This is a genomic window from Acetobacter sp. AN02 (assembly GCF_029759835.1).
GTDB lineage: Bacteria > Pseudomonadota > Alphaproteobacteria > Acetobacterales > Acetobacteraceae > Acetobacter.
The window spans coordinates 12,130-32,399 of the sequence record NZ_JAJJND010000022.1; the positions used below are offsets into that span (position 1 = coordinate 12,130).

Here is a 20,270-nt window from a genome sequence, read left to right on the forward strand (position 1 = left end):
TAACGTCTACGGCTATGTCCGCAGAGACTCCGCTGACGCATCTTGAGGTGGATGTCACGTTCCTGGAGATGACGGCCCCGCCGGTCCGGGAGCGGGCGATCATGCCGCCGGGTCTGCGGACAGAGCATGATGTGCGGCTTGGCCTTGAGGAATATCGGACGCTTTACACAGGTGTCGGGCGGGAGTGGTGCTGGTGGATGCGGCTTGTTCTGCCGGATCATGACCTGTCCCGTATTCTGGAGAGGCCGACGACGCATATCACCCTTCTGCGGGAGGGAGCGGCTGTGCGCGGATTTTATGAACTCGATCAGATTCATGCCCGGCGCAGTGTCAATATTGCCTATTTCGGGCTGCTGCCCGGTGCCCTTGGCCGTGGCGCAGGGCGGCAGTTTCTCCGCACCGCAATTGATGAGGCGTGGTCTCTGGGGGCAGAGCGGGTGACGGTCAATACCTGCACGGCTGATCATCCGCGGGCGCTTCCGCTTTATCTGTCCGAGGGATTCAGCGTAATCCGTGTCGTGCGGGAAAGCTGGGATATTCCGGCTGTGTTCAGTCTCCGGCGTCCGGCTCATCTGACCTGAGCGGCGGGGTCGGAAGGTTCTGTTCCCAAGGGGGGACGGGCGAGAATTTTCCGGCCAGAAAATCGATCATCACCCGGACCTTCAGCGGCATGGACGAGGATGCGGGGCGCACTGCCGAGAGCAGGAGCGGGTCGATCAGCGGATGATCGAGTGTAAGCTCCTGCAGCGTGCCGCGGCGGAGTTCCTCATCCACCATAAAGACCGGCTGATAGATAATCCCCATGCCTGCGATTGCGGCTTCACGCAGTAAGTCCCCGTTATTAGCGAGCAGGGTGCAGGAGACGGGTACGGACGGGCGCGATCGTCCTCCGAAGCTCCACAGGCTGGGACCAAGAGAGGTGCTGAGCGTATAGCCCAGGCAGTTATGACGGCTCAGGTCATCGATACGATGCGGAGTGCCGCAGCGTGCGAGGTAGGAGGGGGCCGCGCAGAGGACGAAGCGGATTCCGGCCAGCGTGCGGGTGCGCAGCGTGCTGGCTGGCATCTGCTGCCGGATGCGCAGTGTCAGATCCCAGCCTTCATCGATCAGATCCACGATCCGGTCGTTCAGTCCGAGTTCCACCTGCACATGGGGCCAGAGTCGCGAGAACTCGGGCAGAAGCGGTGCGACATGTCTTATGGCGAAGGAGACGGGAGCGTTGAGGCGCAGATGGCCGCGCGGTTCCAGGCGCTGGGCGCTGACATTCTGTTCCACCTCGTCCAGATCGCTGAGTATCTTCTGGCAGCCTTCGAGAAAAATCCGTCCGGCTTCCGTCAGGGAAAGCCGCCTTGTGCTGCGATGGAACAGAGCCGTGCCGAGCTGGTCCTCTAGCGCGGCGATATGGCGTGTCACCATTGTCTGGGACAGTCCGGCCTCGCGTCCGGCTGCGGCAAAGCTGCCCAGGGCTGCCACGCGGACGAAGACCTGCATGCCTGTCAGTTTATCCGGCATCTCACACTCATGGTTGGATATGAATTCCTGTATGAGCATATTATCATACAGATGATACGGGATCATCTTCCGTTCAGACACAGGCAGCGGACCGACCGGTGCGCCTGCCCGATCAGGAGGTGAGGACATGGAAACTCAGACAGCAGGCACGCGCCAGCCGGTTCTGTTTCTGCCGCACGGGGGTGGTCCATGCTTTTTCATGGACCAGCCGGAGTGGGACGGGATGGCGGATTATCTGCGGAGCATCGCGCCGGGTCTTCCGCAGCGTCCTGCGGGTATTGTGGTGGTCTCCGGGCACTGGGAAACGAAGGTGCCGACGGTCACGACCTCTCCGGTTCCGTCCCTTCTGTTCGATTATTATGGCTTTCCCGAGCACACCTATCATCTGAAATATCCCGCGCCCGGCTCGCCCGCGCTGGCGGCGCGGGTGCGCGGGCTTTTGGATGCGGCCGGGATCAGCAGTGCGGAGGATGCGGAGCGCGGACTGGACCACGGCGTGTTCGTGCCGTTTCTGGTAGCGTTTCCTGAGGCGGATATTCCTGTTGTGGAACTGTCCCTGCAGGAAAACCTGTCTCCGGGGGAGCATCTGAGGATCGGGCAGGCGCTGGAATCGCTGAGGGACGAGAATATCCTGATCGTCACGACCGGGATGAATTTTCATAACCTGCGTCTGTTCTGGTCTCAGGATCAGCGCGTGACGGAGGCGGCACAGCAGTTTGATGACTGGCTGGCCGGAGCGGCCGAGGCTTCTCCCGCCGTGCGGGATGAGAAGCTGCGGCACTGGGAAGAAGCTCCTGCGGCGCGGCTGTGTCATCCGCGTGAGGAGCATCTTCTGCCGCTGATGGTGGCGGCCGGAGCTGCGGGTCAGGACCTGGGTGTCCGGGACTACAGCGAAGAGGTTCTGGGAAAGGCGATGTCCGGTATCCGCTTCGGATGAGACCGGCCGTTTTTCCCGCATACTGGTAAAACAAGGAAGACAGACGATGAAAAAAACGGTTCTTGCGGCTCTGTCCGCAGCTTTCCTGTCCGGCACGGCGATGGCGGCTCCGGTTCCTGTCGATGTGCAGGCCGGCACCTACAAGGCCGAGCCGGGTCATACGCAGGTGGTTTTCAGTGTCCTGCACATGGGCTTTACGAATTACACCGGTCTGTTCTCTCAGGCATCCGGATCTCTGGTGTTCAGCCCGTCCGCACCGGCTTCGGCGAAGCTTTCGGTTACGATTCCGGTGTCCAGCGTGCAGACCACCAGCGACAGGCTGACGGGTGAGCTGAAGGACAAGGACTGGCTGGATGCCGCGAAATATCCCGAGGCGAAGTTCGTATCCACGCATGTCGTTCCGGGTGCTGCTGGAGACGCTGTGATTGAGGGCAATCTGACCCTGCATGGCGTGACGAAGCCTGCGACACTGAAGGCACATTTCATCGGTGCAGGCACCAATCCGATGAACAAGGCCTATACGATCGGTTTTGAGGGCAGCATGACGATCAGACGCAGCGAATTCGGCGTGAAGACCTATGTGCCCCTGATCGGTGACGAGGTGGAGCTGAAGATTGCCGGTGCATTCGAGAAGCAGGCCTGATCCTGATATTTATTCATAAAGGAGAGATCTGATGTCTGGAATTGCTGTTGTCTACCACTCCGGCTACGGCCACACGAAGCGAATCGCCGGTCTGGTTGCGGAGGGTGCCGGAGCGGCGCTGATCGAGATCGACGCGCAGGGAGAGATTTCCGCCGAGGGATGGGATACGCTCAACGCGGCGAAGACCATCGTGTTCGGTTCACCGACCTATATGGGGAACTCGTCCTGGCAGTTTCGTAAATTTGCCGAGGCGACTTCGAAAATCTGGTATACGCGCGGATGGCAGAACAAGCTGTTCGCGGGATTCAGCAACAGCGCCAGTCCGGTCGGTGACAAGACCCTGACGATTGAGTCCCTTCAGATTCTGGCCTCTCAGCATGGCGGTGTGTGGATCAGCCTCGGAATGCTGCCGAGCAACACGAAGGCTGCTACCTCTGCTGATGTGAACCAGCTGGGCGGGTCTGTGGGTCTGCTGGTGCAGTCTCCGTCTGATGCGAGTGTGGACGAGATTCCTGAAGGTGGTCTGAAGACCGCCGTGGAGTTCGGCCGCCGTATTGCCGAGGTTTCCGGCCGCTATACGCTGGCCTGAGATACTCTGACGGATATGGGCAGGGGCTGCGGCCTCTGTCCGGGACCGGTTGCGGATGAGGGGATGCCTGGCCTCCCTTTTTCTGTATCCGGAGGGCGGACGGGGATCAGCCGCGCGTGCTGACCCGTGCGCCGGAGCCGAAGGATTCCGCTCTGATCTTTACGGATTGCGGCGGGACGCCGCGGCGGATCAGGGCGTCCGCCAGGGTTCTGGCCCGCAGCAGGGCCAGTTCGATCGCGCGTGCCTGATCGGCTGCGCTCATCGTGACGGCACCACCGCTTCCGAAGACGAACAGCGTTGCGTTTCTGCGGGAGTTCACGACCTTGGTCAGGATGTTGTCCTGGCCGGGTGCGAGCTGGTCTGAACCGGCCATGAAGTGGAACCGGGTGCCGTCCTTTGCAGACAGATCATAGGCCGGGCGGACCGGGTCCGGAACGGCGTTGTCTGCCGGGATGATCATACCGGGCACGACGGGTGCGGGCGGCGGTCCTGCGGGGATTTCCGGCAGGGCGCCCGTGGTCGTGGTTTCGCGCTTTGCGATTCCGGTGGAGAGGTCCGGGATCTGCAGTTCCGGCTCGTCCTGTTCGGTCGTGACCTTACGGGTTCCGGCAGGGGCGGCACGGGTCTGTGTGGCGGCGGGCTTTGGTGCCGGTGCAGAAGCCGGAGCCTGCGGAGCCGGTGTCTGGCCTGCGGCAGAGGTCTGTGCAGCCGGAGGGGTCGGATCCTGCCCTGCGGCATTCAGCATTGCGGACATGACGGGCGGGGTGCCTGTCGCGGGTGTGCCTGCGGCCGGAGGAGCCGTGCCGGAGCTAGGTTTCTGCGCGGCGGGCTGTCCGGGCGGCGGCGGCGGGAAGTCCGGCACGAGCGAGCCGTTCTGCGCTTCCACGCGATGGGTGTAGTTCCGGGCCGTCACGAGGTGGTTCGTGATGGAGTCACGCAGCTCCTGTGAGGGCAGGACGGGCCGTGTCGACGGGGTGAGACCGATTTTGGGATAGGGCTGGTTCTGTCCCGGCGGCGGCAGGCGCTGCTGCGCGACCAGTCCGCCCTCGGCCTGATGGAACGTGTCCATGGCCAGCTGTGCCGGGTCCCGGTGCTGACATCCTCCGAGGAGGCTGAGGCAGATCATCGCCCCGCCGGACAGGAGGGCGGGATGATGTGCGGGCCTGCGGGCGCGGGAGGACGACGGGTGCGGTCTCATTATCCGCCCTGTCTAGACCATCTGCGTGCCGAGTGAAATTCCCGGACGTGAAATTCGTGCCGGTCGCACTATATAAATGCCTGCAGTCTGCCCCGGGGGGGGCAGGTGCCTTCCGGTTCCGGCAGGTGTGTCCTGACGGAACCGGGGGCTTTGCGGTCGGGGCGGAGCAGGATAGACAGATGACGGTTCGATATGAAACAGGAGTTACCCGGATGACGGGCATGATCAGGATGGATGACGACAACCCCGACATTCCGGCCCCCGAGGATGCTCCCGACGGGAAGGAAGCCGATGAGAACAAGACGCTTTCCTCTCCGGTCAGCGAGCTGGAGAAGCGTCTGTTTGACCAGCGTTCCGTTCTGATTTTCGGCGGGATCAACGACAAGATCGCCCGTGATGTGACGGGCCGTCTTCTGGCTCTGGCTGGGACGTCTGACAAGCCGATCAACGTGTATGTCAATTCGCCTGGCGGTCATGTCGAGAGCGGCGATACGATTCATGACATGATCCGTTTTGTTGACGGCATCGCGCCCGTGAACGTGATCGGGACGGGCTGGGTCGCATCTGCGGGCGCGCTGATTTTTGCGGCGGGTCATAAGGACCGTCGTTTCTGTCTGCCCAACACGCGTTTCCTGCTGCATCAGCCGATGGGCGGCGTGCGTGGTCCGGCGACGGATATTGATATCGAGGCGCGTGAGATCCTGAAGATGCGTGAGCGTCTGAACCGTCTGTTCGCGCGTGAGACCGGGCAGACCTATGAGAAGATCTGCAAGGACACGGACCGCAATCACTGGATGTCCGGTGAGGAGGCGATTTCCTACGGGCTTGTGACCAGGATCATTTCGAGCCTGTCCGAAGTCAGCTAATCCGGCCGTGGGGCGGGGGTGGCTTCCGGATCGGAGGCGTGCCCCGTCCGCGTGCTGAATCTGAGGTGTGTGGCCCGATCCGTTTACGGACTGCGCGCCCTGCGCAGAAAGAGGTGAGACGGGTCATGACGGCACTGAGCGATATCTATTCCAGGCTTCCTGACAATATTGACGATCTTCCGAAGCCGATGACGCCGGAGGATGTGGCTGAGGCAGACCGGCGTGCCCGCCACTGGAGTTCCTCCATCCCCGGTCCGCTGCGCCCGGGTTCCCCGGAGCACAAGAAGGCGGTGGCGGATATGTTCCGCGAGACCTTCAATCCTTATAAGCCGTCCGTGATTGACTGGCCGGAGCTTGATCCGCAGACGCTCAGGCGCATCACGTCCCTTCCGATCTGGGATATTGCGGTGCAGACGGAGGGCAAGGCCCGGCTGCGTATGGCTGCGTATGCCCGTGTGATTGACGATCCGGACATGAAGGATGCGATTTCCCGCAATGCCTGGGAAGAGAATCGCCATAAGGAGGTTCTGTCGCGCCTTGTCGAGGCCTATGGCATCGAGATGGCTCCGGAGCCGCCCTATATCGAGCCGGATGATGTCGAGTGGGCCTATCTGGTGACCGGATTTTCCGAATGTGTGGACAGTTTCTTCGCGTTCGGCCTGTTCCGGGTGGCTGAGGATTCCGGTTTCTTTCCGCCTGAGCTGATCGAGACGTTCGAGCCCGTGATGCAGGAGGAATGCCGCCATATCCTGCTGTTTGCGAACTGGCTGGCCTGGTATCGCGCGACGATGCCGCTGTGGCGTCGCCCGTGGTTTGAGGCGAAGGTCGTGGCTGTCTGGGCTTTCCTTGCCTGGGAGCGGATCGGTCTTGCCCGGTCTGTCGATGCTGACGGGGTTGAGCATACCCAGGACAATAATTTTACGGTCAGCGGCGCGAAGGATATGAGCGCGGATGACCTGTCCCTGCCGGATTTCCTGCAGCTGTGTCTGAGTGAGGATGAGCGCCGCTTTTCCGGGTATGACGAACGGCTGGTCCGTCCGACCACCACGCCGGCCATCGCGAAGGCACTGGTGTTCGTGCTGGGTCTGTTCGGTAAGCGTCCGGGCGGCTCCGCGCTGAAGACGGCGGCGGCCTGACTGTTTTTTCCGCGCCGCGGGGTTGTGATGCCCTGCGGCGGTCCGGTTTTCAGCTGCGGGCCGAGGCTTCGGGATGCACGTCCAGCCAGGGATGGCGTGCGAGGATGTGATCCACGACCCGGGCCTTGTGCCGGATTTTCTCCGTGACGCTGTTGGTCATGGAACTGCCGTGTACGCGGTATTCCGCAACGATTTCCGGCAGATGCGCGCCGTGCAGGCCGAGTTCGGTGCAGCCTGCCCAGAGGTCGTAATCCTCCCAGCCCATGGCGTCCCGGCTGACGTAATATCCGCCGCAGGCTGCCCAGGCCCAGACGGCGACGAGCGCCATTGCATCGATATAGTTCCCGTCCTGCAGGCGCAGGGGCTGCTCCGGGGCGTCGCCCATGACGGCGTGATGTCCGCCCGGTCCGAACTGCCTTAGCAATGGCCAGACATAGGCGGTCATGGGACCGGCGGCGCTCAGCAGGGCGGTGCAGGCATCGGGCAGCAGGCGGTTATCGGCATCAAGCGAGAGGAAATATGGCGTCCGGCTGGCGGACACGCCGATATTGCGGGCGCCGCCGAGCCCGGCATTCGTGACGGAACGCAGGACCAGCAGGCGGTTGAAGCGGCTGGCGTGGTGCTTTGCCCAGGAGAGGATCAGCGCGACGGAGTCGTCTGAGGAGCCGTCATCCACCACGATCAGATCGAGCTGTTCCAGGGTCTGTGCCCGGGCGGAGTCGAGCGCCTCCGTGATGTGCTCTGCGTAGTTGTAGCAGGTGATGAGGATCGTGACCTCGGCCTCGCCCAGGGCGTCGTGATGGAAGAGCGTTTCCGAGTCCGGGATGACGGGCAGGGGGCGGAGCGGATGCGCGGCGCGCAGAAGCTGGAGTTCCGCGGCGCGGGTGGCTTCCTCTCCGCCGCCCAGTCCGGCGATGACGGTGCCGAAGGTGCGGGCCTGACGCCAGGGGCCGAAGCGCCACAGGACGTCGTGGTATGCGTTGCGGGCCATACGTGCGCGCAGGTCCGGATCATCCAGAAGCCGGGTCAGGGCGTCTTCCCATTCCGCTTCGCTCTGCGCGAGGAAGCCGGTCACGCCGTTTTCGATGGCTGCACGGTAGGGGGCTGTCGGGGAGACTACGGAGGGAACGCCTGCGAGGGCGGCTTCCATGTATTTGATCTCGCTTTTGGCCTCGCAGAAGACGTTGTCCGATTCCAGCGGGGCGATGGAGATGTCGAAGTGTGCGAATTCATCCGGCAGATCCGGGAGCTGCACGACATCGCGCCATTCGATCTGGTTCTGCACGAGGGCCAGTTCGGGGAATTCGTCCATCAGCAGGATCGGCTGCCGGTTTGCCTTTTCCCGGAACAGCACCAGGCGAAGTTCGGGTCTGGCGCGCATCAGCCGGGCGAGGACGCCGCAGACCAGTCCGAAATCTCTCTGATGCGTCCGGGTGCCGGAGGTATAGCCGATGCGGAGCAGTCCGTCCCTGCCGGTCTTTTCGTGCAGGCGGAAGGCGCGTCTGCTGCGGCGGAGCGTTTCCTGGTCGAAGATGTTTGGCAGCGTCCAGGCAAGCTGCCGGATACGCCTCATATGTGTTGCGAGGACGTCCGTGGAGGCGGTGCAGGCATCGGAGGCGTCGAGGGTTCTGCGCATGTTGGAGAACATGCGATGGGTGCCTTCCTCCGTTGCGCCGATGGTGCGGATACCGTCGATGATCGCGACGCTGGCCAGCGCGGGGAGGAAGACGAGGTCATCCGTATCGAAGACGATTTTCGCGCCGTATTCCCGGGCCAGGGAGGTGAGGATATGGACGTGTTCGCTGTATTCGACGCGCCAGAGGATGACGACATCCGCCCATTTCAGATCATCGGGGCTGACGGCGGCGCAGTCGCGGGTCCGGGTTTCATGTCCGGCCATCGCGCAGGCGGCGGCATTGCGGGTGCAGCGGTAGATCGTGCCGGGGGTTGTCGGCTCTCCGGAGACGAACAGCACGTTTCGCCGGAGGAAGGCGTCCGGGAGCAGTGCGGGCTGCCGGGGGGGCTCGATGGCAGGAGCGGGAGGCTGTGGCAGGAGGCAGGGCGGCGGCGGGCAGGGTTCGGGAGTGTCGGGCGCAGGGGGCAGGTCCGGCACGAACGGGGCGAGGCCGGGCCGCAGCGCGGCACGCGCGATACGGCGGAACATGCTCCCGGGGGCCGAGAGGAAGTCGCGAAGCGCTGTCAGGGCCTCATCCCGGGTCCGGATTTCCGCACTGAATCGTTCCAGCGTCGCGCTCTGCCGGCTCATGACGGCCGTGGCCCGGGCCGTCCATTCGTTCAGTTCCGCAATGCGTGTTCCTGCGGCGGCCCTGTCTGCTTCAAGGGCTGTTTTCTCGCCGTTCAGTTCCGCGATTTTGCTGCGGAGGATATCTGCGTCTGATTCTGCCCTTCGTGCTGCCTCGTCTGCGCGCAGCAGCTGACTGGAGCATGAGGAGAGTTCGCGGCGGGTTTCGATCAGACGGGCTTCCGCTTTGCCCAGGTGCTCCCGTTCCTGATGCAGTCTGGCTTCGAGAGCCCAGCGTTCCCCGGCAGCGGCAAAGCGCGTGCGGAGGCGGATTCCGGTTTCCCGGTCTCCGGGAGGGTGTCCCGCCAGCAGAGCCGTGGCCGGAGAAAGGGGGAGTCTGGCGAAGAGGGCCGGCCCGGGGTCTCCGGGGAAAGGCAGGGAGATGATGTCCTCAGGAAGAGATACATCTCTTGTCCCCTGTGAGCCGGCGATCAGCAGCAGAAGGCCGGAGGATTCGAGGCGCTGCGTCAGTGCGGACAGCCGGTCCGGCGCGTGGCGGGCGGCGTGCGCGACGATCAGATCGAATCCGGCATGATCCGGCAGCGTGCCGTCCGCCGCGGGTCGTCCGGTTTCAAGGCCCAGGGCAAGTTCCGAGTCTGCCCGGCGGATCAGCTCCGCGACAGCTTCATCGGTGTCTGCGAGCAGGCACCGGCGGGGGGGCAGATGGCGGAGAATCCATGAGAGAAGGGGCAGGGCGCTGCAGGCGGCCGGATCGGTGCGGAGGGACGGGGGCTCTCTCAGAAGCTGTGATAATTCTGCCACGTCGGGGGAGAGAAGGGAGGCGGTTGCCGGATCGGGGAGAGAGGAACTGGAGGAGGGCAAGAGCTGTGATCCGTCTGGATGCCCGATCCCGGAGATGGACGGGCTGTTGATTTTAAATAATATTTCTTTGTGAATCCCACGTCATTACTCATATAGGTCCGGCTTTGCGGGGAAGCGAGAGCTAAAGCGGGATAAAGCGTGGCGCGGCTGTGTTTTTTTCTGTCTCCGGATGAGATTCTGTTTGCGCGCAGACATGATTTTGACATACAAGATCGAAGGTATCTTGTATGTCGACGGTTCCGCTCCGGACTGCCGCTTGGATGAACTCAGTTCTTGAGGATTTTTGGTTATGGCAATTGTAACCGTGGTGGGAGCCAGCGCTGGCAGTACCATTAACGTGACGGTCGATGGTGCAGCGACGGGTTCGCTCGGCACGATGATCACCCAGTACAGTGATGTTCTGGCTGCCGGTCTGGCGAGTAAATCGATTACTGGGCAAGTTCTTTCTCAGAGTTCGGCCTCATCACAGACTCTTCTCCGGAGTGTGAATACGCCTACCGACTCTAGCTCCAGCACATACGGTGTAATAACGACTGGTGGCGCATACGTTGTCAGCGGGAATACCGGTTATGTTACTTTTGGTGCGCCGGGCGACGTGTCAAGCAACACGCTTGGTGAGCCTGTGTACATTGACGTTGCAGGCTCCACAGCGAAGCAGATCAGCGTTGAGGGTGGTTCCCGCAATGGTGCGGTTCTTACCGCAGGCAGTTCGGGTGGTACGTATGTTGCGGGCACAGGTGACAATATGTTCATCGGTGGAACGCAGTCCGGTGCTTCTGGCTGGTCTGTCACGACAGGCGACGGCAATGATACGGTGATTGCCGGTAACGGCTCTAATAGCATTGCTGCAGGTGCTGGTGAAAATACGATCATCCTGAATAACGGTCTGTCTACGGTGAATTCCACCGGCAACGACACGATCGTCGGTACGGCCTCCGATCAGCATGTCAACCTGCTGGGTGGTAAATCCACGGTTCAGATCGGTTCCAGTGCATTTGTTCATGACGAGTCGGCCAACAACCGGATTACGGTTGGTGGTGCCTCCACGGTTCTTGGCGGCACGACCGGCACGATCGCTCTGGGCGGAACTTCTGGCACCGTTGCCGGCGGCACGAACGACACGATCAGCGCATCCGGTGATGCGACCGTCGCTCTTACGAACGGCGGCAGTATCAGCACGGGCGGTGCTCTGTCCTTCCTTAACGGCACGGGTCAGACGACGATCACGGCTGCAGGCGGCACGATCTTCGGTGCGGGCGGTCTAGACGCTATTACCAACAGCACGACGACTAACCCGACGGCTTCGCTGATGTTTGTTGCCAACTCTGGCAACGAGACCCTAGACGGTGCGAATTCCCAGAATGGGCTCGTTGCGTTCGGTAATACGAATCTCTACTCTGGCAGTCAGGTGTTCATCGGTGGCACGGCGTCTGATACGCTTGCGGCCGGTGTAGGCGATGCCACGTTGACGGGTGGTTCAGGCGCATCCAACGTTTTCGCCTTCCGTGACGGCGTTGCCGGCGGCAACTACACGATCACAGACTTCAATGCGGCTTCTGGCAACGTTGTCTTCCTGTATGGCTATGGTGCTAACGAGGTTCAGAATGCTCTGGGTACGGCTCAGGCTACGGGTGGCAGCACGACCATCCAGCTGAGCGATAACAGCCGCATCACGTTCCAGAACGTGACCAGTCTGAACCAGTCTGACTTCTTTGCCTGATATTTTCCTTCTGGAAGTTTCGGAAAAGGCCGGCCCCGAAAGGGGCCGGTTTTTTTTATTCCCGGAATATGCGAGAGAACAGAACCTTACTGCCCTGGAAAATCGGGAAAAAACGAGTGTCTTCAGAATCTTCTGATCTTCCTGATCCTGCCCGGCTCAGAACCCGGCTTGCGCGGACTGAGGCGCTGGCAGATAGTTATCGTGCAAGTGCACGCATCCACAGTTTCCGCTCGGATGCGTTTGCGGCGGATGCACATGCTGCGCGGCAGAGTCTTACAGGCTGGACCGGATCGAAGGCCGGGCGGCTGGTGGCAATCTTGCGGATCCTGTGGCGCGGGCTGCACGGGGAGATGCCCGGAGGCCGGTCATTCGGGAGTGTTTCGGCGCGGGCTGCCGAGATTCTGCGTGAGGAGGGAGCCGGAGGGCTGGCGGAGCGCATACGCGGGCGGCTGCCGTCCCGCCGTCGTTCCGGGACAACGGGTCCGGGCGGGTCAGGCGGTGCGGACCCTGAGGCGGTGTTTACGGCTCCCGTATCTTCCGGTCGTCTGCGGGAGATGACGCCGAAGCTGCTGATCATCGCGGAACTGTCTTTGCAGCAATGTGCCAAATACCGAGTCTGGCAGCGGCAGGAGCAGCTGGAGTCTCTGGGCTGGGACGTGGCTGTTACGGACTGGCGGGATCAGGAGACTGCGCTCAGCGGTCTTCAGGTCTGCACGGAGGTGATTTTCTACCGGGTTCCGGGCTTTCCCACGGTGCTCCGGCTGACTGAGGAGGCGCGGCGCCTTGGTCTGTCTCCCTGGTGGGAGGTAGATGATCTCATTTTTGATGAGTCTCAGTATAATGAGAACGGTAATCTGTCCTCTCTGGGCGCGCGGGAGCGGAATGATCTCCTCAAGGGCGTAAGGCTGTTCCGTATCGCGATGCTGAGCTGTTCGCGTGCGATTGCGTCTACGCCTGCGCTGGCTGAATGCATGAGGCAGGCCGGTGTTGCGGAGACCCGGGTGATCCGCAATGCGCTTGATGCCGATACGCTGCATATTGCCGATGAGGCGCGTCTGGCGGCAGGCGGGGTGCGGGGGGATGATCTTACGATTGTCTACGGCTCCGGTTCCCGCACGCATGACCGGGATTTTGTGGAGGCTGCCGGAGGGATTCTGGCTGCAATGAAGCGTGAACCGAGGCTCAGGCTGCGGATCATCGGCGATCTGACGCTCCCGCCGGAGTTCGGGCTTATGGAGGGGCGGGTCGAGCGTCTGGCTGCGCGGGATTATCGCTCCTATATGCGGCTGCTTGCCGGGGCGGACATCTCGATCGCGCCGCTGGAGCCGACGCTGTTCAACGACGCCAAGAGCAATATCAAGTTTCTTGAATCCGCCGTGCTCGGGGTGCCCTGTATCTGTTCGCCGCGCGCGGAGTTTCGCGAGGCTGTCCGCGATGGTGAGACCGGGCTTCTTGCGGAGGGGGATGCGCAGTGGGCGGAGGCTATCCTGCGCCTGGCCGGGGATGCGGATCTGCGGCGGTCCCTGGGGGATGCGGCGCGTCGGGACGTTCTGGTGGAATACAGTCCGGAGGCGATCCGTGCGGCTCAGGTGGAGCCGGTGTTTCCGCGCTGCCGGGATGGGCACGATCCGGTTCCGGGTGCGGCATTGCGGGTGATGACGGCCAATGTCTATTTCGCGCCGCGTTCCTTTGGCGGGGCGACGCTGATTGCCGAGGAGATGTCCTGGCGTCTGGTGGCAGGCGGGGCGGAGCTGTCTGTCTTTACGTCCCGTCCGCCCGGGCTTGCGGACCGGTATAACGCATCGCTGCGTTATGAGACGCATGGTTTGCCTGTTCTGGGCTGTGTCGTGCCTCCGGATCATGATCGTGTGGCGGCGCTGGATGTGCCGCGTAATACGGCGCAGTTCGCGGACTGGGTGCGGGCGATGCGTCCGGATATCGTTCATATTCATGCGCTGCAGGGGCTGGGGCTTGGTCTGGTGCGCTGCTGTGCTGCCGAGGGGATTCCGGTGGCGATCACGCTGCATGATGCCTGGTTCCTGTGTGACCGGCAGTTCATGGTGCGGGCGGACGGGCGGTACTGTTTCCAGAGGAAGATCAGTCTGCGGACCTGCCAGAGCTGTGTGCCTGAGGCACGGCATTTGTCCGAGCGTGAGATCATGATGCGTCAGGCTCTGGATGCGGCGACGATTCTGCTGACCCCGAGTGAGTCCCACCGGCAGCTTTACATCGCGAACGGGATTGCTTCGGAGAAGATTCTGGTGAACCGCAACGGGTTTTACTGGCCGGAGGCGCCGCGTCCTGCGCGTCCGGCGGGGGCTCCGCTGCGGTTCGGCTATGTCGGCGGGACGGAGGATGTGAAGGGGTATTCCATCCTGCGTGAGGCTTTTGAGTCGCTTGACCGGAGCGACTGGAGTCTGACGCTGGTGGATAACAAGCTGAACCTGGGTTTTGCCTCGATTTTCATATCCGGCTGGAAGGTGCGCGGGCAGGTTCAGGTGGCTCCGGCCTATGACCGTGCGGGGATGGATGCGTTTTTTGCCGGGATTGATGTGCTTGTTTTCCCGTCCCAGTGGATGGAGAGCTACGGGCTGACGGTGCGTGAGGCTCTGGCGCGGGATGTCTGGGTGATTGCGACCGCGCCGGGCGGGCAGGCCGAGGATATTGAGGACGGGGTGAACGGCACGCTCATTCCTCTGGACGATACGCTGCGGGGGCTGCGCCGTGCGGTGACGGGACTGCTGGATGCGCCCGGGCGGTTTGGTGCCTATGAAAACCCGCATAAGGACCGGCTGCCGGATTTTGACGGGCAGGCGAAGGAGCTGCTGGAGATTCTGGAGCAGACGGTTGCGCGGTTCCGGGCGGAGGCTACGGCTCCTGTGTGAGGGTTATGACCCGTGAGGCTTCCTGGCCCGTGTCCGTCACGACGCGGATGCGTGCCTTGCCGAATGTTGCGGGGTGCCACCAGAAGGTGCCTCCGGGCGGGCTGCTGCCTTCGAGGGCATTGTTGACGAACCAGTAGAGCCTGTGCACGGAGGCGTCCGTCGTGGCGGAAAAGGGGACCATATCGGGGGATTTTCCGCTCAGGCGCAGCGTATAGGTTGCGCCCTGAGAAGGCGAGCGGATGACGGGCGGCTCTCCGGACGGGGCCGTGCCGTTTTCATCGCAGAGTTCGTGTCCGGGCGGGTGGCGCAGGGGGATACCGGCCTGTTCGAACACGTGTTGCAGGTCGGACGGCCAGAACTCGAAGATTTCGGTATGTGTGGCTTTTCCGGTGTAGGGCGGGCAGGCCTGCAGTCCTGTCCGGTCGCTGATGACCAGGGGACGGAAGACCGTATCGACCCGGATGGGTGATTTTCCGGGGATGAACCAGGTTTTCCCGCGGCGCGGGCACCAGGGGGTGGGCAGGTTGCCGCTGGCGAGGCAGATATCGATGCGCCTCAGTCCGGCGGGAGGCGGATCGTGTTGTATCGGCAGGGGGATCCGTTCGGCCTGCAGGGCGTCGATGATCCTGAAAAACAGCGGTGCGGCGGCTCTGGCGCCGATGAAGGAGGGGCCGGCGGCTCCGTTGGAATTACCGATCCAGACGACGAGGACATAGGGGCCGAAGCGCCCTGTGGTCCAGGCGTCGTGAAAGCCCCAGGAGGTGCCGGTTTTCCAGGCGACCGGAATCCGCGTGCCGGATTCGGGCGGCGGCGGGTTATGGCTGAGGATGTCCATGACCATGAAGGCCGCTTCCGGGCTGAGGAGCGGCTTTCCGGGCGTGAGCGGGTCCTGCTGTGTCAGGCGCAGCGGTCTCCAGAGGCCTTTTCCGGACAGCATGGCGTAGAGCGCGGCTTCTTCCTGCATCGTCACTTCCGCGCTGCCGAGCGCGAGGGACAGGCCGTAATGGCGGGGACCGGCCGGGAAGCGCACGCCTGCCGAGGTGAGGAAGGTGTACAGATCCGGATCATGCAGCCGAGAGGCGACCTGGTAATACCAACCGTTGATTGCTAGAACCTATGAGCCCAATTGCGCAGTCCGATTGACATGATGCGCCAAGGTTGTTCGACGATCTGGTTCCAGGCATGGCAGGCGATATCAACGATATCGTCATAGGTTCTGAAGCTTCTGTTTGAGAGCCATGTATTTCTGAGGAACTGCCAGAGGTTTTCCACGGGGTTCAATTCAGGAGCCCGGGGAGGCAGCGGGAGAATGGTGATATTGCCGGGAACATCCAGCTTTTGACTGGTATGCCATGCCGCCTGATCCACAATGAGGAGGGCGTGAGCGCCTGATGCGACCGTTCGGGAAATCTCCGTGAGATGCAGCTGCATGCCGTGCAGGTTGCAGACAGGGAGCACGAGGCCTGCGGCCGTTCCCTTTTCAGGACAGATGGCCCCGAAGATCCACGCGGATCTGGTGCGCAGGTCAGCAAAGGCCCGGGGCCGGGTGCCCCGTTTCGCCCACCGTCGGGTCAGCTTCGTTTTCTGGCCGATCCGCGCTTCGTCAGCCCACCAGATTTCGATATCTTTTCCGGAATGTCCGGACCCGATCGCCGCCATGACACCAGGGAACTCTTTTTAAAAATGTCCTGGGCTTCTGTATCCTGGCGATAGTGCCGTGGCCGGGCTGTCAGCAGACGAAACCCTTCACGACGTATGATCTGACCCAGACGCGTTTCCGACAAGCTCACGCCCCAGGCTTCATGCAGCCAGGCGCACAGATCACACAATCTCCAGCGGACAACACCATGCACCGCAGGAACTGGCCCGTCTTCGAGCCGGGTTTTCAGGGCAGACAGCATCTCCGAAGTCAGACGAGGAACAACACCGCCACCATGATGATCCCGCACACCATCCGGACCCTCGGCGTTGAAACGCATCACCCAGTCCCGCACAATCTGCCGATCCGTCCCGGCCAGACGTGCCGCGTCTCCGCGTGAAGCACCATCGCAGATTGCTGCCAGTGCCAGAAGCCGACGTGCCTGACCCGCATGCCTCGTTGTCCGCGCCAGCCCACGCAGACCCACCGCATCGTAATCTTCACGCAATGCCAACGCTCTGCCCATTTGGATGTCTCCCCGGTGCAACATCCGGTGAATCACAGGGCGATCCAAAACGATACCCTAAAGAAATCAAATATAAGTCAGGGCATCCCAGAGTTGGTATGAGCAGAGCGCGGGCGAACCGTGAGAGGGCGGACATGGGCTGGGGGTCTCCCGGGCGGGGTATGTGCCCGAAGCAGAGGGACAGGTCTGGATGGAGCGGTATTAATTAGATATTAATTATACGTGCAATAAAAATTGCAGGAATTTCTTTTGTTTTCTGAGGTTTATTCGGATTTTTTCGTATATATGGGAAGAAAAGGCCGGATATTGACCGGTGTTTATCCGAAGCGTGTCTCAATATTTCATAAAATCCGGTCCGGCTGTTTTTTACCCGGGCAGAATGCATATCTACCCCGATATAAAACGCATATTCTTGACGGAAAATATCCTCCAAACTAGCCTTTCGATGTCGGAAACCGGGGGTGAGGGGCATGTCTGACACTGCGCTTGATACTGCTGCGGCCCAGGTGCGGAGGGCTCTGGCCGGTGCGGGGCCGGAGCCGGTGGTCCGGACGTTTTTCGATGAGCCGACCTTTACGGCGACGCATGTGGTTCATGATCCCGCGACCATGCAGGCTGCGATCGTGGACAGTGTTCTGGGCTATGAGGCGGAGTCCGGGCGGACGGCGTATGAGCCGGCGGAGCGTGTTGAGGCTTATGTCCGGGAGGCAGGGCTTACGGTTCAGTGGCTGCTTGAGACGCATGTTCATGCGGATCATCTGTCTGCCGCGCCGTGGCTGCAGGAGCGTCTGGGCGGGACGCTTGCGATCGGGGCGGGGATTTTGCGCGTTCAGGACGTGTTTGGTAAAATCTTCAATGCGGGCAGCGAGTTTGCGCGTGACGGGTCTCAGTTCGGTCATCTGTTTGAGGATGGTGAGCGGTTTTCCCTTGGCTCTGTCGCATGTACGGCTCTGCATGTTCCGGGGCATACGCCTGCGGATATGGCGTTTGTCATCGGGGGTATGGCGTTTGTCGGCGATACGATGTTCATGCCTGATTACGGCACGGCCAGGGCTGATTTTCCCGGCGGGGATGCGGAGACGCTTTACCGGTCCATCCGGCGTCTTCTGAAACTTCCTTCCGAAACCAGACTGTTTTTATGTCATGACTATAAGGCGCCCGGGCGGGATGAGTATGTCTGGGAGACGACAGTTGGCGCGGAGCTTGCGCAGAACATTCATGTTCATGACGGTGTGAGCGAGGCGGAGTTTGTGGCGATGCGTACGGCGCGGGATGCGACGCTGTCCCTGCCGAAGCTGATCATGCCGTCCGTTCAGGTGAACATGCGTGCCGGTCATTTTCCCGAGGCGGAGGATAACGGGACGGTTTATCTGAAGATTCCTGTCAATCGTATGTAGGTTCATCAGTTTTGCATAAAGGGGATTTTCGTGAGGATAGCGCTCGGGCAGTTTGCGGTCGTGCCGGACTGGAAGGTCAATCTGTCCGTTGTGCTGGATTATGCGCGCAGGGCTGTTGCGGCCGGGGCTGATCTTCTGGTTGTTCCGGAGAATGTTCTGGCGTCTGATCCTGATGATCCGGGGCTGGGGCGGCGGGAGGCTCAGCTTCCGGAGGGTCCGTTTCTGTCGGGGCTGATTGCGGGGCTGCGGGACACTGCGCTGACGGTTGCGGGATGTATTCCGGTTCCGGAGGCGGACGGGCGGGTCAGCATGACGCTGTTTGTCGTCTCCCGGGACGGTATTCTGGCTCTTTATAAAAAGCTTCATCTTTACGATGCTTTTTCCACGAAGGAGTCTGATTACTACACGCCGGGAGATGATATTCCGCCGGTTGTGACGATCGGCGGTGTCCGGACGGGTCTGATGATCTGTTATGACGTCCGTTTTCCCGAGATGGCGCGCAGGCTTGTTCTGGACGGGGCGGAGCTGCTTCTGGTTCCGGCGGCGTGGGTGCGCGGGCCTCTGAAAGAGCATCACTGGGAGGTGATGGCGACGGCGCGGGCTCTGGAAAACACGTGTTATGTTGCGGCTGTCGGTGAGTGCGGACCGAGGAATATCGGGTCCAGCATGCTGATTGATCCGCTGGGGGTTGCGGTGGTGCGTGCCGGTTGTGGCCCTGATCTGCTGGTTGCGGATGTGTCCTCGGAGCATGTGGCGTCGGTCCGCCGGTCCCTGCCGGTGCTGGTGAACCGCCGGTTTTCCGATCCTGGTCTGCGGTGATTTTTTCAGATCACGGACGGAAAGTGATCTGTGATAAAATTCCTTTTAATTTCATGGATGGATTGAAATTTTCTATAGTTATTGGGAACATTCATCTGCCTGGGTTATACGCTCCATATGAACTCTGTCGATCATTTCAGTCAGCCCAAGGCTGTTATGCGTGCTGCTTAAGCACCTGATAAATTCACGTGTTGTGAATCCGAAATCCAAGAATGCCCAATATACCATAAGTAATGATATTTTTACCTGAGTCTGGCTGGTGGCGAGAAAGTCCTCTTCTTCCAGGTCATGACCATCGCCATGCGCGATTCTGTTTCTTACTTTCTTTATAAGTGAGAATTCGTTTTCTGTCAGGTTGATAATTTTCTTTATATCAGGATTTATATCATTCATTGCTATCGTATATTTATTTTCAAAACTGAATCTGTCTGATGCAAATGCCCGCCTGGCAATCGCAACGATTCTCTCCTGCTTCCCGCAGGGTATATCTGGTATTTCATTCGCGAGATCTGACCGGAATTTACTTATTTTCTTCGAGGAAGGGGGAACAGATTCCGGCAGTCTGCTTCCGTCAAACCTGATGTTCAGATACCTCTCCAGGAGACTGACATAACCGAGTATCTGATATTCCCACACCCCATTATATCTCTGCATACCCGCCAGACGTACCCAACATGTTTTTTTGTATTCAGACTGATAATAACGGTCGAAAACTGACTGCCATCGTTCGTCAGATACGGGTGTCTGAGCAAAAAACTTATTCCAGGAAATACCATCTGTTCTGATTCCTTCGGGTCGTCTGAACATGAGAAACCAGATCCGGAAGGAAGAACCGGATTTCTGTGAAACAGAAACGCTTCTGATAGTGACCGGGCAGGCAAGCAGAATAGAAAATAAAAATAAAAGTTCGTTAGTTTTTATTTTAATATCAGAAAGACTAAACCGGCGTTCTTTTGCCGAAAAAACGAATTCCATATGCTCATGCAGTATCAGATCTTCTCCTGATTGCCTGTGGGAGCTATGGTGTCTGCTTCTCAGATCGAAGTGTTCATCAGGGGTTCTGACGCTGACATTTATACTCTTTGGTGTGTTTGTCCATCTGAGTGTTTCACCAGTCGAGCCCTCAATCCGCCTCCAGTGAAGAAACCATTCTGATATGTCATTATACCGCACTGAAATTGAGTCGAAGATCGCTTCTTTTAATACCAACCATTGATTGCTAGAACCTATGCGCCCAATTGCGCAGTCCGATTGACATGATGCGCCAAGGTTGTTCGAC

16 protein-coding genes are annotated in these 20,270 nt (G+C 60.6%); 10 read left to right on the forward strand and 6 right to left on the reverse strand.

What is annotated here, in order from left to right; translation table 11 throughout:
* The first annotated feature begins 14 nt into the window (after positions 1-14).
* Complete coding sequence (locus tag LOC54_RS04355) at positions 15-581, forward strand: N-acetyltransferase (protein WP_279312611.1); 567 nt, start codon at positions 15-17, stop codon at positions 579-581.
* On the opposite strand, the gene LOC54_RS04360 is transcribed toward LOC54_RS04355, so the two are convergent.
* The gene (locus LOC54_RS04360) at positions 550-1,512 is read right to left on the reverse strand and encodes a LysR family transcriptional regulator (RefSeq protein ID WP_279312612.1); all 963 of its coding nucleotides are present in this window, start codon (positions 1,510-1,512) and stop codon (positions 550-552) included. The genes LOC54_RS04355 and LOC54_RS04360 overlap by 32 nt on opposite strands.
* Before the next feature lie 127 nt (positions 1,513-1,639).
* Here LOC54_RS04360 and LOC54_RS04365 point away from each other — a divergent pair, with 127 nt between their 5' ends.
* From LOC54_RS04365 to LOC54_RS04375, 3 genes are read left to right on the forward strand one after another with little or no spacing between them, the layout of a single operon-like run.
* Positions 1,640-2,449, forward strand: coding sequence for a class III extradiol ring-cleavage dioxygenase (locus tag LOC54_RS04365; protein WP_279312613.1), 810 nt, complete (start codon positions 1,640-1,642; stop codon positions 2,447-2,449).
* A gap of 46 nt (positions 2,450-2,495) precedes the next feature.
* Positions 2,496-3,092, forward strand: a complete 597-nt coding sequence (locus tag LOC54_RS04370; protein ID WP_279312614.1) for a YceI family protein — start codon at positions 2,496-2,498, stop codon at positions 3,090-3,092.
* Positions 3,093-3,123: 31 nt separating this feature from the next.
* The gene (locus LOC54_RS04375; RefSeq protein ID WP_279312615.1) at positions 3,124-3,681 is read left to right on the forward strand and encodes a flavodoxin family protein; all 558 of its coding nucleotides are present in this window, start codon (positions 3,124-3,126) and stop codon (positions 3,679-3,681) included.
* A 106-nt stretch (positions 3,682-3,787) separates the two neighbouring features.
* Here LOC54_RS04375 and LOC54_RS04380 read toward each other — a convergent pair whose 3' ends face one another.
* A complete protein-coding gene (locus LOC54_RS04380) occupies positions 3,788-4,879 on the reverse strand; it encodes a hypothetical protein (RefSeq protein ID WP_279312616.1) in 1,092 nt (363 codons plus the stop codon).
* 212 nt (positions 4,880-5,091) lie between these two features.
* Here LOC54_RS04380 and LOC54_RS04385 point away from each other — a divergent pair, with 212 nt between their 5' ends.
* Together LOC54_RS04385 and LOC54_RS04390 are read left to right on the forward strand one after the other, a co-directional pair.
* Positions 5,092-5,745, forward strand: coding sequence for an ATP-dependent Clp protease proteolytic subunit (locus LOC54_RS04385; protein WP_279312617.1), 654 nt, complete (start codon positions 5,092-5,094; stop codon positions 5,743-5,745).
* A gap of 125 nt (positions 5,746-5,870) precedes the next feature.
* On the forward strand, positions 5,871-6,881 hold the full coding sequence (locus LOC54_RS04390) for a ferritin-like domain-containing protein (protein WP_279312618.1): 1,011 nt from the start codon (positions 5,871-5,873) through the stop codon (positions 6,879-6,881).
* A gap of 49 nt (positions 6,882-6,930) precedes the next feature.
* Here LOC54_RS04390 and LOC54_RS04395 read toward each other — a convergent pair whose 3' ends face one another.
* Positions 6,931-10,005: a glycosyltransferase gene (locus LOC54_RS04395; protein WP_279312619.1), complete on the reverse strand. Its 3,075-nt coding sequence runs from the start codon at positions 10,003-10,005 to the stop codon at positions 6,931-6,933.
* 289 nt (positions 10,006-10,294) lie between these two features.
* On the opposite strand from LOC54_RS04395, the gene LOC54_RS04400 reads away from it, so the two are divergent.
* Complete coding sequence (locus LOC54_RS04400; RefSeq protein ID WP_279312620.1) at positions 10,295-11,725, forward strand: calcium-binding protein; 1,431 nt, start codon at positions 10,295-10,297, stop codon at positions 11,723-11,725.
* A gap of 116 nt (positions 11,726-11,841) precedes the next feature.
* A complete protein-coding gene (locus LOC54_RS04405; protein WP_279312621.1) occupies positions 11,842-14,610 on the forward strand; it encodes a glycosyltransferase in 2,769 nt (922 codons plus the stop codon).
* Here LOC54_RS04405 and LOC54_RS04410 read toward each other — a convergent pair.
* Positions 14,594-15,640 (reverse strand): hypothetical protein, encoded by a 1,047-nt coding sequence (locus tag LOC54_RS04410; protein ID WP_279312622.1) that lies wholly within the window; start codon positions 15,638-15,640, stop codon positions 14,594-14,596. The genes LOC54_RS04405 and LOC54_RS04410 overlap by 17 nt on opposite strands.
* A 77-nt stretch (positions 15,641-15,717) precedes the next feature.
* A protein-coding gene (locus LOC54_RS04415; protein ID WP_279312623.1) for an IS630 family transposase occupies positions 15,718-16,775 on the reverse strand; the annotation gives its coding sequence in 2 pieces (ribosomal slippage) (positions 15,718-16,283 and positions 16,283-16,775; 1,059 coding nt in all).
* Positions 16,776-17,245: 470 nt separating this feature from the next.
* On the opposite strand from LOC54_RS04415, the gene LOC54_RS04420 reads away from it, so the two are divergent.
* Together LOC54_RS04420 and LOC54_RS04425 are read left to right on the forward strand one after the other, a co-directional pair.
* Complete coding sequence (locus LOC54_RS04420) at positions 17,246-18,172, forward strand: MBL fold metallo-hydrolase (protein ID WP_279312624.1); 927 nt, start codon at positions 17,246-17,248, stop codon at positions 18,170-18,172.
* A 30-nt stretch (positions 18,173-18,202) separates the two neighbouring features.
* Positions 18,203-18,991 (forward strand): deaminated glutathione amidase, encoded by a 789-nt coding sequence (locus LOC54_RS04425; RefSeq protein WP_279312625.1) that lies wholly within the window; start codon positions 18,203-18,205, stop codon positions 18,989-18,991.
* 78 nt (positions 18,992-19,069) lie between these two features.
* Here the strand turns inward: LOC54_RS04425 and LOC54_RS04430 are convergent.
* Positions 19,070-20,270 (reverse strand): HEPN domain-containing protein (locus LOC54_RS04430; protein ID WP_279312626.1); only part of this gene is annotated, 1,201 nt, incomplete at its 5' end.